A 12,664-nucleotide genomic window follows, 5' to 3' on the forward strand; every position below is an offset into this window, starting at 1 on the left:
TGAACATCATGGAGGAGAATAATGAGTTGGTCAAATTATGAAAAAGCAATTGAAATAATCGAGCAAAATCAAGAAGAATCCGATTTTGTAGGAAAGCGCTCAGTAAGTTTAATTGAAAAAGCAGAAACTACGTTAGGGTTAAAATTTTCAAAGATATACCGCCATTTTCTTATTAATTTTGGAGCTGGAGATTTCGGCTCAGAAGAAGTATATGGAGTAATTGACGATGACTTTATAAACTCTTCTGTTCCAGATGCTATATGGTACACAATCAAACAAAGAAAAAATACTGGTTTGCCAGAAAATTATCTTATTATTTATGCTACAGGTATGGGTGAACTATTTTGTTTAGATTTTAATAAACTTAATCGAGAAAATGAACCTGCTGTTGTTTCTATTAATTTGGGGAAAAAATTTAGTGAACAATCAATAGAACTAATTGCAGATGATTTTGGAGATTTTTTATTAGAAATATTCCAAGAAGAATTAGAAAATATCCAAGAAGAATTAGAGTAATTTATTTTTCCTTATGTAACTAACTGATGCATAAGTTAAACAAGATGATCGACGATTTGTTGATCATTTTTTTATTGGACTAATTGCAGATTAGTTATAGAAGGAATGGAAGTTAATTTAAAAATATTGACCTAAAACTTGTTGTAATTTGTCGATTAATTTTCATAAGTTGAATGATTTTCTTTATTTATAATTCTTATCAATTTTCATTATAATCGGTATATATAAGTTAAAGGAGAGTTAAGATTGTATAATTTTAAATTAATAGGATCGTTAATCGTTAATCAGTTTAGCAATTACATGGGAGAAATGGCAGGTGATACTAATTGGTCAAAAAAATGCTTAAAAAACTTTTCATAGCTTCACTTTCCACGATTTGTTTTTCTTTTATTTACGCCTGTTTTTCTTATGACCCACACACAGCAGAAGATACATATCATTTTGGTTTTATTGAACTTTTTTCGTCAGCAATTATTTATTCAGGGATCATTTACTTTGTTGCTGGTATCCTTTTATCGTATGGAGTAGATAAATTGCATAAATTACATCGCTATCGCTCCAAACGAAATTCGTATTTTGCAAAAGTAGGTATGTACTCAATTGCTGGGATACTTGTGACATTCCCATTATATTTATATGAAACACTAAGTTTACATCTGGGCAATATGGGCATTCTAGCTAATATTCGAGGGTTAATTTTCATGTTATTATACGGCTCATATGCTTCAAATGTGTTTTATCACGTTGAACTTTTCATTAATGCGATTGGTAAAAGATTAAGGAATCACACAATAAACGATATAGAAATGAAGTAAATAAAAGAATCGTTGCTTGATTATCAAGTTTTCAACTTTTCAACTTATACGAAAGGAGTTGCTTTAGCAACTCCTTTTTTATTCAACAAAATGGCAGTTTAGTTGCATAAGGAATACTTGAAATTCTATATGAAAAGGCTAAAATCCCCCAATTTGCATTATAAAATTGTGCGGTATAATAAATAAAAATCGTATTAGGAGTTGAATCAGTTGAAATACTTTTTGAAACTGAATGCAGTGAGTGCAATTTATGGATTACTTTCGTCCTTATTTTTTAGTTTTCTGGTAAGTTATGAACGGATTCAAGTCTTAACAGGTTTGACTACGGAATTCGTATGGAATGTTTCAATTGGAGCAGAGATAACACTATTGTGTGGACTGCTTTTTATTATTCCATTTGTTACAAGAAAATGGTTAGAAAGTAGATTATGGTCTTTATTTTCCTCTATATTGTGGTTTCCGTATTTTGTCCTGTTTACTGTATTAATAGGTAGCTTGTTTTCAATCATAAATATAGACAATGATAATTTCGCAGCAGGGTTGATATTATTTTTCTATTTATTTTTCTTTCCTATTTTTCTATTTGTTACTACGCTTATTGGAACCAGAATAAAACAAAAAACTGCATAAAGTCTTATTCAACTAACGCATGCATTAGTTGAATAAGGAATAATTTAGCCATTCTCATCGAGAGTGGTTTTTTTATTTTTTCTTCGACAAAAAACCGACACAATTTAGATAAAAGTAAGGAGAAAATCAGGGATATTTCAGGGGAAGTTTTGAATGACCATAAAAAGTAAACTTTTCTTATTAGCTTAATTAAGTTGATGGGAGAAGCATAACCTCCTGTATCAATTATGTAACTCGATTAATCGATGGTACAAAGTGCCTTAGCAGCTGGTCTGCGTAGGTTGAGGCGAGGCAGGAGTTAAGAGTACTCCAATGTTTTATTCTTTGTAAACTAGATCTGTTAGTGAGGTTCCCCCTTTCCCCTCATCTTTACTAATGGGTCTAGTTTAGAAGGAATAAATAAAGTAGGTGAGTTTTTTTATGTTGGAAGTCAACAAGATATACAATGAGGATTGTTTAGTGGGTATGAACAGGATACCTGATAAGAGTATAGATATGATTTTATGTGATTTACCGTATGGAACAACCAGTTGTAAGTGGGATACAATTCTTCCTTTTAAGAAACTTTGGGAACAATATATTAGAGTTATAAAAGATAACGGAGCTATTGTTTTAACATCTGCTCAACCTTTTACAACTTCACTTATAAATTCGAATTTAATATGGTTTAAATATACATGGTATTGGATTAAGAATGCGCCTACTGGTTTCAGTTTTGCCAAATATCAGCCCATGAGAAATGTTGAAGATATATGTGTGTTTTATAAAAAAATGCCTACATACAATCCACAGGGTTTAATAAAGCTAGAAGAACCAATTAAAAGAAGTAGAAGGAAGGGGAATCAAGGTGGAGTTTATAAGCCAGAAGGTCTGACGGGAAAAGAATATAAAACTACTCATAAAAATTATCCAAAGCAAACATTAAACATTAAAGTTGAAAGAGGATTACATCCAACACAAAAACCAACAGAACTATTTGAATACCTAATTAAGTCTTACACTGAAGAAGGTGAAATAGTCTTAGATAATTGTCTGGGTTCTGGAACTACAGCGATTGCTGCTCTTAAGACAAATAGAAAATTCATAGGATTTGAGCTAGATAAAGAATACTATGAGATTGCAAGTAAGAGAATAGAAGAACATTATAAAGGGTTGAATAACAATGGCTAACAAACCATTAAGGCCGTGTAATAAATATAGTTGTTCTAACTTAACACGCAATTCGTATTGTGATGAGCATCGATACATTAAAAAACAACAGGACATGCAACGTGCTAAACGATATGACCAATACAAGCGTGACCAAAGAAGTAAATCATTCTATGACTCTACTTTATGGAAGAAGGTAAGAGATTTAGTAATGAGAAGAGACCTTGGCCTATGTCAGCAATGTAAACGTGAAGATAAGATAACCTTGGCTGATGTGGTTGACCACATTATTCCTATAAAGAAAAGATGGGATTTAAGGCTAGATAAAGATAACTTACAAGCCCTTTGTCACAAATGCCACAATAAGAAAACTATTGATGATAAGAAGGATGGGTATTAATGGAACAATGGAAGTCTATTCTTGAAACTTATGGTCGTTATGAAATTAGTAATTTTGGAAGAATCAAGAACAATAGAACAGGAAGGATATGGAATGGTAGCTTAAATAAAAAACGTGGTTACTATTATCTAACTGTATCGATTGGGAATAAAACGAAAAACTTTTTAGTCCACAGATTAGTTGCTAAATACTTTATTCCTAATCCATTTAATAAGGCAACTGTTAATCATATTGATGGTAATAAATTGAACAATAACTTGTCGAACTTAGAATGGTGTACGTATAAAGAGAACACTGCACATGCAATAAACATTGGTCTTATTGATGGCAGAGTGCATGAACATAACAATACAGAACTTATGCATGACCTACTTAAATCAACTAAATTAACTTATCAAGAGGTCGCTATTGTAACCAACTCAAACATTAGAACAGTATTCAGACACAATACCAAATATCAATTACGTATTTCGTCATAACAAGGTGGACCATAATAAGCAGTAGAATGGCTTGTACTGAATGATAACTTGTACAGGTCTTATGACGTTCGGACAAGGGGTAGGGGTACCAAAAAAGCTAGGACACGCGTCTGTAATACCGTGTATCCAATCAAACGCACAAAAAATTCCCTAAATGAATTTTTAGAAAGGTAGGTGACTTATAATGGCTCGACCAAGACAACCAATTGACCTTATAGTATTTAAAGGGAAGAAAAACTTAACTAAAAATGAAATTGAACAGCGGAAGGAACAAGAAATAAAAGCGCCATCGGATAAAGTGAGAGCTCCGGCCTACCTTTCGAAAGAATTAAAAAGAGAATTTAAAAAAGTAGCTGACGAGTTAATGCAAATTGGGATTATGACGAATCTCGATGTTGATGCATTAGCTCGTTTTTTAATTGCTAAAAATATGTACGTGAAGATTTCAAGTCAGTTAATTGAATTAGATCCATTAAGTGAAAAGTTTGAAACACTACTGGCTTACCAGGACAAATTCTTTAAGCAGTCAAGACAATCTGCAATGGACTTGGGACTAACTATTTCTTCAAGATGTAAGTTAGTCATTCCTAAGAATGATGAAGATAAAGAAAAGACTGCTTCACAAAAGAGGTTCGGTGATCGACTGTGACACCTATCGAAAGAGTATGGGATTATGCAAATAAAATCGTTGAAGGCGAAATAATAGCTTGTAAAAAGCATATATGGGCAGCGCAACGATTCATTAAAGATATTAACCGAACCCAGGAAGATGATTGTCCTTTCACTTTTGATGTAGATATCCTTGAAGATTTTAATGAGTGGGCTAAAGAATTTAAGCACTCTGAAGGTGTATTGGCAGGTCAACCGATTATCTTAACTGACTTTCAATTGTTTATCGTCGCTAATATATTTTGTTTTCTTAATAAGAAAAATGGATCTAGACGTTTCCGTAAGGTCTACATTCAATTAGCGCGTAAAAATGCTAAGTCACAGTTACTAGCTTTAATCGCAACTTATGAAACATTTTTGAGTGATGAGAAGCACAGGGTATATATAACTGGTTGGTCCAAAGAACAATCTGATGAGGTATACAATGCAGTTTTAGACCAAATAAGGAATACGGACATACTTAAAGGCACCTATAAAGACTCTTACGGAAAAGTTACCAGAATTAGAACAAACTCTATTATTCAGCCACTTTCAAAAGAAACTAGGAAGTTGGGGGATGGAAAGAACCCGTCTGTAGGTATTGTCGATGAATACCATGCTCACGAAACATCTGAAATTTATGATGTCATTCTATCGGGGATGGTTGCTCGTAAGAGTCCCCTAATGGTAGTAATTACGACAGCGGGATTTGATTTATCTAGACCATGCTTTAAAGAATATCAGTATGTAACGAAGGTGTTAGATCCAGATAATACTGCAGTAGAAAACGATGATTATTTTGCTTTAATTTGCGAACTTGATGAAGGTGACGACATTAAGGATGAACGCAATTGGATTAAAGCGAATCCGATTGTAGGTACGTATGAAGAAGGGGTGGATTCATTACGTTCTGATATAAAAGTAGCACTTGAGCAACCAGAAAAAATGCGTGGATTCATGACAAAGAACATGAATATCTGGGTAGACAAGAAAGAAAATGGCTACATGGAAATGAGTAAGTGGAACCTATGTGAAGCAAAATTCGATTTAGAAAATTTTCGAAATACCAAAGTTTTTGTTGGAGTCGATTTATCTGCAAAGGAAGATTTAACTAGTGTTACTTTTATGGGAAGACTTGATGGGAAATTTGCTGCAGTTCACCACTCTTTTATTCCAGAAGATAAATATAATCAGAGAATGGCAATTCAAGATATTCGTTTTGATTTATTTGTTCAAAATGGCTACTTAACAATTATTCCTGGTGCAGTTATTGATCAAGAAGATGTTGAGAAGTACATCGAAGATAAAGTAAAAGAATACAGCTTAGATGTAATCGAATTATGCTATGACGAATGGAACGCGTCCCAATTTGCGATAAATATGGAGAAAAAAGGCTTTACCTGCGTAATTATCCCTCAATATTTAAAAGTTCTAGCTGAACCTACTGCAGATTGGAGAATACAAGTTTACAAGGGAAATGCTGTACATCAAGGAGACGGGTTGTTAACTTGGGCAGTTTCTAATGCAGTTACGATTATGGATCCAAACGCTAACTTTAAATTAGATAAAAAACGAAGTCCGGATAAAATTGACCCGATTGCTTCACTATTAAATGCATACGCTCGAGCGATGAGAGGTTTACCATTACCTAGTGTGTATGAAGAACGAGGATTTGTTTCGCTATAAGGTAGGTGAAATCATGGATAAAAATGACTACATCGGTATATTTGGCTTTTTGAGTTTTGCAATTGGTACCTATTTAGTAAGTTCTGCAGTAATGTTTTTATTGTGTGGATTGCTCTGCATGGGAATAGCAGTTGTAGGAGCAAGGAAGGGGGTGAATAAAAAATAATGGGCTTCCTTACAAGTTTATTCGAAAAAAGAGATTTACCTTTATCACAAGCAACAAGTGGTAGTTGGCTATATGATCTTTGGACTGGTGGAAAAACTGCTTCAGGTCAATCAGTTAATGAGTTTAGAGCGATGCAGCAAGCAACTGTTTATGCATGTCAAAGAATAATTGCTGAAACAATTGCATCATTAGAATGCCGAGTATATAAGAAAAGTGCTAACGGTGGGAAAGAATTAGCTGTAAAACATCCACTTTGGCCAGTCGTACATCATAAGCCGAATACGGAAATACCAGCTTTTAATTTTTGGGAAACGATGGTTCATCATTTGCTATCCTACGGAAATGCTTATGCGGAGATTGTAAGAGATGGAAACGGAAAGATCGTTGAATTATGGCCATTACTACCAGACCAAACGACTCTTGAAAGAAATCCTAAGAGTTTGAAATTATGTTATCGAACGATAATTCCTACAACAAATGAGCAAGTAGTTTTACCTTTTGAAAAGGTATTGCACATTGCAGGATTAGGTTTTGATGGACGACAAGGATATAGTCCAGTCCAATTAATCCGAGAAACATTAGGATTAACTCTTTCACTTGAAGAATATGGCGCGAGATATTTTGGTAATGGGGCAAAACCTGGTGGAGTCATTGAACACCCTGGGAACTTATCCGAGCCAGCACAAAACAATCTTAGAAGCTCCTGGAATGAAATGCATGAAGGATTAACTAATAGTCACAGAATTGCAATTCTCGAAGAGGGAATGAAGTACCATCAACTAGGCCTTGCTCCAGAAGATAGTCAATTCCTTGAAAGTAGAGCGTTCCAAAAACGTGAAATAGCTCAGATTTACCGAGTTCCACCACATATGATAGGTGATTTAGAAAAAGCTTCTTTTGCGAGTATGGAACAACAGTCTTTAGAGTTTGTTCAAAACTGTATAAGACCCTGGCTCGAAAGGATTGAACAAGCAATTCGTTTTAAATGTCTAGCAGACATTGAAATGGACAAAATCGTTATCGAATTCTATGTAAACTCTATTCTTCGGGGCGATTCAAAAACGAGGAATGAAGTTCTTCAAATTAAGCGTCAAAACGGTGTAATTACTGCAAATGAGTGGAGAGAAGCCGAAGGGGATAATCCAAGCGATGATGAATCTGCGGATAAATTATTGGTGAACAGTGCAATGGTGGCAGTAAATGCAGTAGTCAACCCAATCGACCAATCACCAAAAGGAGGTGAAGGAGATGGAAAACAAGGAAAAACGGAGTCTAACCCTAGCACCGGAAATTCGGGAGAAGAATAGCGAAGATGAATCAAGTAAGATTGTCGGCTATGCAGTGAAATGGGGACAACGCTCCAATACAATTGGATATTACTACAAATTTGAGGAGCGCTTCGAAAAAGGCGCTTTTTTTGATGCCATTAACGGTGATGTGATCGCAGCCTGGAATCATGACTGGAACGAGATTTTAGGTCGTTCTACTTCCGGGACACTCTTATTGGAAGAGGATGATATTGGATTAAGGTATGAAATTACAATGCCTTTATGGGCTGACAAGTATGTTGAGACTGTTCAACGTGGCGATGTATCTGGTTCATCATTCACTTTCATTCCAGAAGTAGAAGAATGGGATGAAACAAATGAAGTTGCTTTAAGGACCATAAAAAAAGCAAAACTTTATGAAGTAAGTCCTGTTGTTTTTCCGGCATATCCTCAATCAGAAGCTGGAGTAAGGTCAATGGAAGATGTTTTTGAGACATTCCAACGATCTAGAAATCCAAGTAATGATGATATTGCCAAAAAGATAGATTTAATGAGGAAAAAGTTGAGTTTATCAGAAAAACTATAAAAACAGATAAGGGAGAGTCAAAATGAAGAAAATTATTGAATTAAGACAAAAACGAGCAAAAGTTGTCGCTGAATCAAGACAATTAATTGATGATGCAGAAAAAAGAGGCGGTTTTACCGCAGAAGATGACGTATCTTATGATCGTATGAATGCAGAAATTGATACTTTAACGAAAGATATCGAGCGTCATGAGCGTCAATATCAACTTGAGCAAGAAAATAATGAGTACCGTGATGCTTCTGGAGCAGGTTTAGTAGGTGGCGAACAACGTAATGAATCACCGGAAAACGTGCCATTTACTCAACGTGAAGAGTATCGTTCAGCGTTTAACAAGTTTTTAGTCTCTGGTATGGCCGAATTAAACAATGAAGAACGTTCAATCCTTAGTAAAGGTCGTGCGCAACTTGAAGGGCGTGCACTTTCTGCAGTAACCGGCTCAGCTGGTGGATTCACAGTTCCTCAAGGTTTTTATAATTCATTAATTGAATCATTAAAAGCATTTGGTGGAATGCGTAAAGTAAAATCAACAATTCTACGTACAGCTACAGGTAATACATTACCAATTCCAAAAGTAGATGATACTGCAAACGTGGGTGCTATCGTTGGTGAGAATACAGCTGCTGGTAATGCTACTGATGCAGTATTCAGTCAATTAAATCTAGGAGCATACAAATATACTTCAAAAGTATTCTTAATTCCTATTGAACTATTACAAGATTCAGCTTTTGACATCGAGGCGTATATCCGTAAAATTATTGCAACTCGTATCGGCCGAATTACAAATACACATTTCACAGTAGGTACTGGTACTGGTCAACCTACAGGTGTACTTACAAATGCAACGTTAGGTAAAACAGGAACTACTGGACAAACGACTTCAATCGTTTATGATGATTTAATCGATTTAATTCATTCTGTAGATCCAGCATATCGAGAAGCAGGGGACTGCGAGTTCATGCTTAATGACAACTCATTAAAAGCGATTCGAAAGCTGAAAGATTCTCAGGGTAATCCATTATGGCAACCTGGTTTAGTACAGGGGGCACCAGATAAAATTCTTAACTACAATTACACAATTAACCAAGACATGCCTACTATGGCTGCAAATGCAAAGTCTCTTCTTTTCGGTGACTTATCTACGTTTATTATTCGTGATGTTATGGATCTTTCTATCTTCCGTATGGGTGAGAAGTTTATCGATTCTGGACAAGTAGGATTTGTAGCATTCAGCCGACATGACTCAGTTTTAACTGATACTGCAGCTGTAAAATATTATGCAAACTCAGCTACTTAATAATATTGATTTAGAGCGTCCAAGTGACGCTCTTTAATTTTATTTTGGAGGGGTTATCTATGCCAAAAGTAAGAATGAAAGTTAGTATGGCTGGAAGTGAATTTTCATATGTACCTGGCGATATCATCGAGGTAAGGGAAGACATAGCTGAAGCATGGGTTATTAACGATATTGCGGAAGTATTTGTTCCACCAGAAGAAAAAGCCATCGTCCATAAAGAAGAATTATCGGTAGAAGAAGAGATTCCAACAGAAGAGAACACAAGCGAATCCACAGATGAAGAAGTGAAAGTGAAACCTAAGACATCACCTAAAAAGAAGGTGAAAAAAGATGCTGACACTGAATGAAGCTAAGTCTTTCTTAAGAATTGATTTTGACGATGATGATTCAGATATTAATAGTTTAGTCCTTGCTGCAGATCTATTTGTAGTTGGAGCATCGAGTCAAAATGTTGATAAAGAAAGTGAACTTTATAAATTAGCTTGTAAATTACTAGTAAGTCATTGGTATTTAAACCGGGAAGTTGTCGGAAAGGCCGATAAACTTGCATTCTCTTTAAATGAAATCTTATTTCAGTTGAAATATACTACGGTGGCACCATGAGGGTGGGCCGTATGAACAATAAAATTACAATTCAATCTCCTCCAACAGGAAGGGATTCTACAGGTCAAACTGTTAAGGTATGGAACGATGTTCGCACAGTTTGGGCATCTAAAGATTCTCTGATTGGTAAAGAGTTTTATGCTGCTAATCAGACTCAAAATAGCGTCGAAGTAAAGTTTCGAACCTATTTCTATTCAGGAATGAATAATACCATGAGAATAGTTCATGGAAATGATACTTACGAAGTGATAAGTGTGAGTGATCCAGAAGATTTGAAGAAAGAATTACTTTGGTACTGTAAGAAGGTGAAAAAGTAATGGTGGAAATCGAAGGATATAGACGGTTAGAACAAACACTTGAACAGTTGGATAAATTACCTCAAAAAATAATCACTCAAGCAGCTCGTAAGGGTGCGAATGTCGTATTTAAACAAGCGAAAAAAGAAGCTCCAGTAGAAATTGGAAACCTTAAAAAAGGAGTTATCTTAAGGCCGGAAAGAACTAGGACTAAGGGTAAGAAAGTATTCCAAGTGGTAATGGATAGGGCGTTTAACCGTATCTTTGTAAAGGTGAGTAAAAGAGGTAAACGAGCATATTATCCAGCATCTCAAGAATATGGTTTTTTTAGTCGAGGGAAAGACGGAAAAAAAGGAAGATATATTCCAGGTTATAACTATTTACGCGGATCTAACGCTTCAAAACATAACGAAGCCCAACAGGTCATAATTAGAACAATGCTTACAGAGGTGGATAAAATTTTATGACATTTGAAGAAGCGTTGTATTTTGAATTAAGTAGTATTCCAGAATTAAACGGAAATATTTATCCAATTCACGCAATTGAAGGTGAAGAAGGACCGTTTATGACATATTACAAGGATGATGTGAATTATCCAATCAATCTAAATGGACCTTCAAACATTGTAGAAGGAACGTATGTGTTAGACATTTTACATCCTTCATATAAAGAAGTTCAGACGTTATTTAAGCTAGTAAAAGATAAGATTATTAGTTTTTTAGGCAGACAAATTGGTCAAAATGGACCTTTAATTCAAATGCTTTCAATTAATAACGTTAGAGATCTATACGAGGCCGAATTAGATTATAATCGGTTGAATTTTAATATTCAGGTTAAATACAAGGAGGTATAAAGATGGCTACAGCTGCAATGGGTACCAAATTACAAATAGGTGCAAATAATATTACAGAACTTAACTCAATTGGTGGAATGGAACTTTCTGCAGATACCCTAGAGACAACAAACCTTGATAGTAACGGTTGGAAAACGTTTATTCAAGGTCTAAAAGATGGTGGAGAGGTACAGATTTCCGGGACATTTAATCCTGCAGATACTACAGGGCAAATTGCAATTTACAATGCATTTAATACAGGTGCACTTACACCATTTACAATTCTATTTCCTGCTACATTGGGCGCAAGTTGGTCATTCAGTGGTATTGTAACTAATGTGAAAACAGATGCACAAAAAGAAGATTTCATTCCATTTGAAGCAACAATTAAAGTGAGTGGACAGCCTTCACTTGGCCTAACACCATCTGGAGGATTGACTGCGTTATCACTAACTGGTACTGGTGGTACTTTAACGCCTACATTTAACAATGGTATTTACACTTATGCATTCAGTGGAGTTACAGCAACTTCAGTAACGGTTACTGCAACTGCAGCTAATCATACGCTACAGTTATTTATTGATGGTGTATTCTCACAAGTATTAACAAGTGGTTCACCTTCAGCATCAATTCCAATGTCTGCGATTGGTTCTAAAATGTTGACAATTTTAGCAACTGAATCTGGTAAAACACAAAAAGTATATGAGGTTGCAGTTGTTAAAACTGCTTAAGACTATGAAATTCCTTGTCTTTTATTTTCTTATTCAACTAACTGGCAGTTTAGTTTAATAAGGAATATAAGAAAAAGGATACTCCAAGATGTTGAGATTTGATAAAATTGGATTAAGAAAATAGTCATTATGCAAGAGGATGTGGAATATTGTAGTGGATTTATTTGAACAGATTTTTCCTTTTATTGGGATTATAGGAGCACTTTTATATGTTATGTTTTCTAAAAAAAATAAGAGGTTGAAAATACTTTTTTTATTTGTAATTGTCGCTGTTTACTTTATTTACTTTTTTATTGGTCTCCTGTTTAACACAAATATTTTAAATGCTTTTATTTTCTTTAAGAATGGTTTTAGAATCAATATTATTGGTTTATGTCTATTAGTTGCTACTTCAGTTTTAGTTATATATTTTATACAAAAAATATATAGGCAAAAAGAATATAATTAACTAGTTCTTATGCAACTAACTGATGCAATAGTTATATAACAATTGGGAGGAATAATTCGTGCAGTGGTCTCAATGGTTACAAGGAGGTCCTTTCCTTGAGGTTAGTTTCTTATTAAA

General features: G+C 34.7%; 18 protein-coding genes. All 18 read left to right on the plus strand.

Translation table 11 applies throughout. The annotated features are described in order from the left end of the window. Positions 1-21: 21 nt before the first annotated feature. The 18 genes from ACFCYN_RS20600 (at position 22) to ACFCYN_RS20685 (ending at position 12,099) form a co-directional block, all read left to right on the plus strand. Positions 22-516, plus strand: coding sequence for an SMI1/KNR4 family protein (locus tag ACFCYN_RS20600; RefSeq protein WP_375951437.1), 495 nt, complete (start codon positions 22-24; stop codon positions 514-516). A 326-nt stretch (positions 517-842) separates the two neighbouring features. Then, positions 843-1,331: a hypothetical protein gene (locus ACFCYN_RS20605; RefSeq protein ID WP_375951439.1), complete on the plus strand. Its 489-nt coding sequence runs from the start codon at positions 843-845 to the stop codon at positions 1,329-1,331. Positions 1,332-1,541: 210 nt separating this feature from the next. Then, entirely contained in the window at positions 1,542-1,961 is a 420-nt protein-coding gene (locus ACFCYN_RS20610) for a hypothetical protein (RefSeq protein WP_375951441.1), read from the plus strand. Positions 1,962-2,381: 420 nt separating this feature from the next. Next, on the plus strand, positions 2,382-3,131 hold the full coding sequence (locus ACFCYN_RS20615; protein ID WP_375951443.1) for a DNA-methyltransferase: 750 nt from the start codon (positions 2,382-2,384) through the stop codon (positions 3,129-3,131). Further along, entirely contained in the window at positions 3,124-3,510 is a 387-nt protein-coding gene (locus ACFCYN_RS20620; RefSeq protein ID WP_375951445.1) for an HNH endonuclease, read from the plus strand. Before ACFCYN_RS20615 ends, ACFCYN_RS20620 begins: the two co-directional genes overlap by 8 nt. Continuing rightward, positions 3,510-3,989, plus strand: coding sequence for an NUMOD4 domain-containing protein (locus ACFCYN_RS20625; RefSeq protein WP_375951447.1), 480 nt, complete (start codon positions 3,510-3,512; stop codon positions 3,987-3,989). The genes ACFCYN_RS20620 and ACFCYN_RS20625 overlap by 1 nt, the downstream gene beginning before the upstream one ends. Positions 3,990-4,173: 184 nt before the next feature. Then, positions 4,174-4,638 carry a phage terminase small subunit P27 family gene (locus ACFCYN_RS20630; RefSeq protein WP_375951449.1) on the plus strand — a complete coding sequence of 155 codons (465 nt, stop codon included), beginning with the start codon at positions 4,174-4,176 and terminating at the stop codon, positions 4,636-4,638. Continuing rightward, on the plus strand, positions 4,635-6,323 hold the full coding sequence (locus ACFCYN_RS20635; RefSeq protein WP_375951451.1) for a terminase large subunit: 1,689 nt from the start codon (positions 4,635-4,637) through the stop codon (positions 6,321-6,323). Before ACFCYN_RS20630 ends, ACFCYN_RS20635 begins: the two co-directional genes overlap by 4 nt. 13 nt (positions 6,324-6,336) lie before the next feature. Beyond that, positions 6,337-6,489 (plus strand): hypothetical protein, encoded by a 153-nt coding sequence (locus ACFCYN_RS20640; protein ID WP_375951452.1) that lies wholly within the window; start codon positions 6,337-6,339, stop codon positions 6,487-6,489. Continuing rightward, entirely contained in the window at positions 6,489-7,796 is a 1,308-nt protein-coding gene (locus tag ACFCYN_RS20645; RefSeq protein WP_375951454.1) for a phage portal protein, read from the plus strand. The genes ACFCYN_RS20640 and ACFCYN_RS20645 overlap by 1 nt, the downstream gene beginning before the upstream one ends. Further along, positions 7,738-8,343, plus strand: coding sequence for an HK97 family phage prohead protease (locus tag ACFCYN_RS20650; protein WP_375951456.1), 606 nt, complete (start codon positions 7,738-7,740; stop codon positions 8,341-8,343). The genes ACFCYN_RS20645 and ACFCYN_RS20650 overlap by 59 nt, the downstream gene beginning before the upstream one ends. A 22-nt stretch (positions 8,344-8,365) precedes the next feature. Beyond that, positions 8,366-9,637, plus strand: a complete 1,272-nt coding sequence (locus ACFCYN_RS20655) for a phage major capsid protein (protein ID WP_375951458.1) — start codon at positions 8,366-8,368, stop codon at positions 9,635-9,637. A 59-nt stretch (positions 9,638-9,696) separates the two neighbouring features. Then, positions 9,697-9,984, plus strand: coding sequence for a hypothetical protein (locus ACFCYN_RS20660; protein ID WP_375951460.1), 288 nt, complete (start codon positions 9,697-9,699; stop codon positions 9,982-9,984). Further along, positions 9,968-10,240, plus strand: a complete 273-nt coding sequence (locus tag ACFCYN_RS20665; RefSeq protein ID WP_375951462.1) for a head-tail connector protein — start codon at positions 9,968-9,970, stop codon at positions 10,238-10,240. The genes ACFCYN_RS20660 and ACFCYN_RS20665 overlap by 17 nt, the downstream gene beginning before the upstream one ends. 11 nt (positions 10,241-10,251) lie before the next feature. Next, positions 10,252-10,557, plus strand: coding sequence for a phage head closure protein (locus tag ACFCYN_RS20670; RefSeq protein WP_375951469.1), 306 nt, complete (start codon positions 10,252-10,254; stop codon positions 10,555-10,557). Continuing rightward, on the plus strand, positions 10,557-11,003 hold the full coding sequence (locus ACFCYN_RS20675; protein ID WP_375951464.1) for an HK97 gp10 family phage protein: 447 nt from the start codon (positions 10,557-10,559) through the stop codon (positions 11,001-11,003). Before ACFCYN_RS20670 ends, ACFCYN_RS20675 begins: the two co-directional genes overlap by 1 nt. Next, positions 11,000-11,389, plus strand: coding sequence for a hypothetical protein (locus ACFCYN_RS20680; RefSeq protein WP_375951465.1), 390 nt, complete (start codon positions 11,000-11,002; stop codon positions 11,387-11,389). Before ACFCYN_RS20675 ends, ACFCYN_RS20680 begins: the two co-directional genes overlap by 4 nt. A 2-nt stretch (positions 11,390-11,391) precedes the next feature. Next, positions 11,392-12,099: a phage tail tube protein gene (locus ACFCYN_RS20685; protein WP_375951467.1), complete on the plus strand. Its 708-nt coding sequence runs from the start codon at positions 11,392-11,394 to the stop codon at positions 12,097-12,099. Positions 12,100-12,664 lie beyond the last annotated feature (565 nt).

This window comes from Gottfriedia sp. NPDC056225 (assembly GCF_042267765.1).
In the GTDB taxonomy this organism is placed as follows: Bacteria; Bacillota; Bacilli; order Bacillales; family Bacillaceae_G; genus Gottfriedia.

What these genes read in the sequence shown, in the direction of transcription:
- ACFCYN_RS20630 (WP_375951449.1), top strand. Translation starts at nt 4,174, where the DNA reads ATGGCTCGACCAAGACAACCAATTGACCTTATAGTATTTAAAGGGAAG.
- ACFCYN_RS20660 (WP_375951460.1), top strand. Translation starts at nt 9,697, where the DNA reads ATGCCAAAAGTAAGAATGAAAGTTAGTATGGCTGGAAGTGAATTTTCA.
- ACFCYN_RS20640 (WP_375951452.1), top strand. Translation starts at nt 6,337, where the DNA reads ATGGATAAAAATGACTACATCGGTATATTTGGCTTTTTGAGTTTTGCA.
- ACFCYN_RS20665 (WP_375951462.1), top strand. Translation starts at nt 9,968, where the DNA reads ATGCTGACACTGAATGAAGCTAAGTCTTTCTTAAGAATTGATTTTGAC.
- ACFCYN_RS20615 (WP_375951443.1), top strand. Translation starts at nt 2,382, where the DNA reads ATGTTGGAAGTCAACAAGATATACAATGAGGATTGTTTAGTGGGTATG.
- ACFCYN_RS20685 (WP_375951467.1), top strand. Translation starts at nt 11,392, where the DNA reads ATGGCTACAGCTGCAATGGGTACCAAATTACAAATAGGTGCAAATAAT.
- ACFCYN_RS20655 (WP_375951458.1), top strand. Translation starts at nt 8,366, where the DNA reads ATGAAGAAAATTATTGAATTAAGACAAAAACGAGCAAAAGTTGTCGCT.
- ACFCYN_RS20675 (WP_375951464.1), top strand. Translation starts at nt 10,557, where the DNA reads ATGGTGGAAATCGAAGGATATAGACGGTTAGAACAAACACTTGAACAG.
- ACFCYN_RS20625 (WP_375951447.1), top strand. Translation starts at nt 3,510, where the DNA reads ATGGAACAATGGAAGTCTATTCTTGAAACTTATGGTCGTTATGAAATT.
- ACFCYN_RS20680 (WP_375951465.1), top strand. Translation starts at nt 11,000, where the DNA reads ATGACATTTGAAGAAGCGTTGTATTTTGAATTAAGTAGTATTCCAGAA.
- ACFCYN_RS20670 (WP_375951469.1), top strand. Translation starts at nt 10,252, where the DNA reads ATGAACAATAAAATTACAATTCAATCTCCTCCAACAGGAAGGGATTCT.
- ACFCYN_RS20650 (WP_375951456.1), top strand. Translation starts at nt 7,738, where the DNA reads ATGGAAAACAAGGAAAAACGGAGTCTAACCCTAGCACCGGAAATTCGG.
- ACFCYN_RS20620 (WP_375951445.1), top strand. Translation starts at nt 3,124, where the DNA reads ATGGCTAACAAACCATTAAGGCCGTGTAATAAATATAGTTGTTCTAAC.
- ACFCYN_RS20645 (WP_375951454.1), top strand. Translation starts at nt 6,489, where the DNA reads ATGGGCTTCCTTACAAGTTTATTCGAAAAAAGAGATTTACCTTTATCA.
- ACFCYN_RS20600 (WP_375951437.1), top strand. Translation starts at nt 22, where the DNA reads ATGAGTTGGTCAAATTATGAAAAAGCAATTGAAATAATCGAGCAAAAT.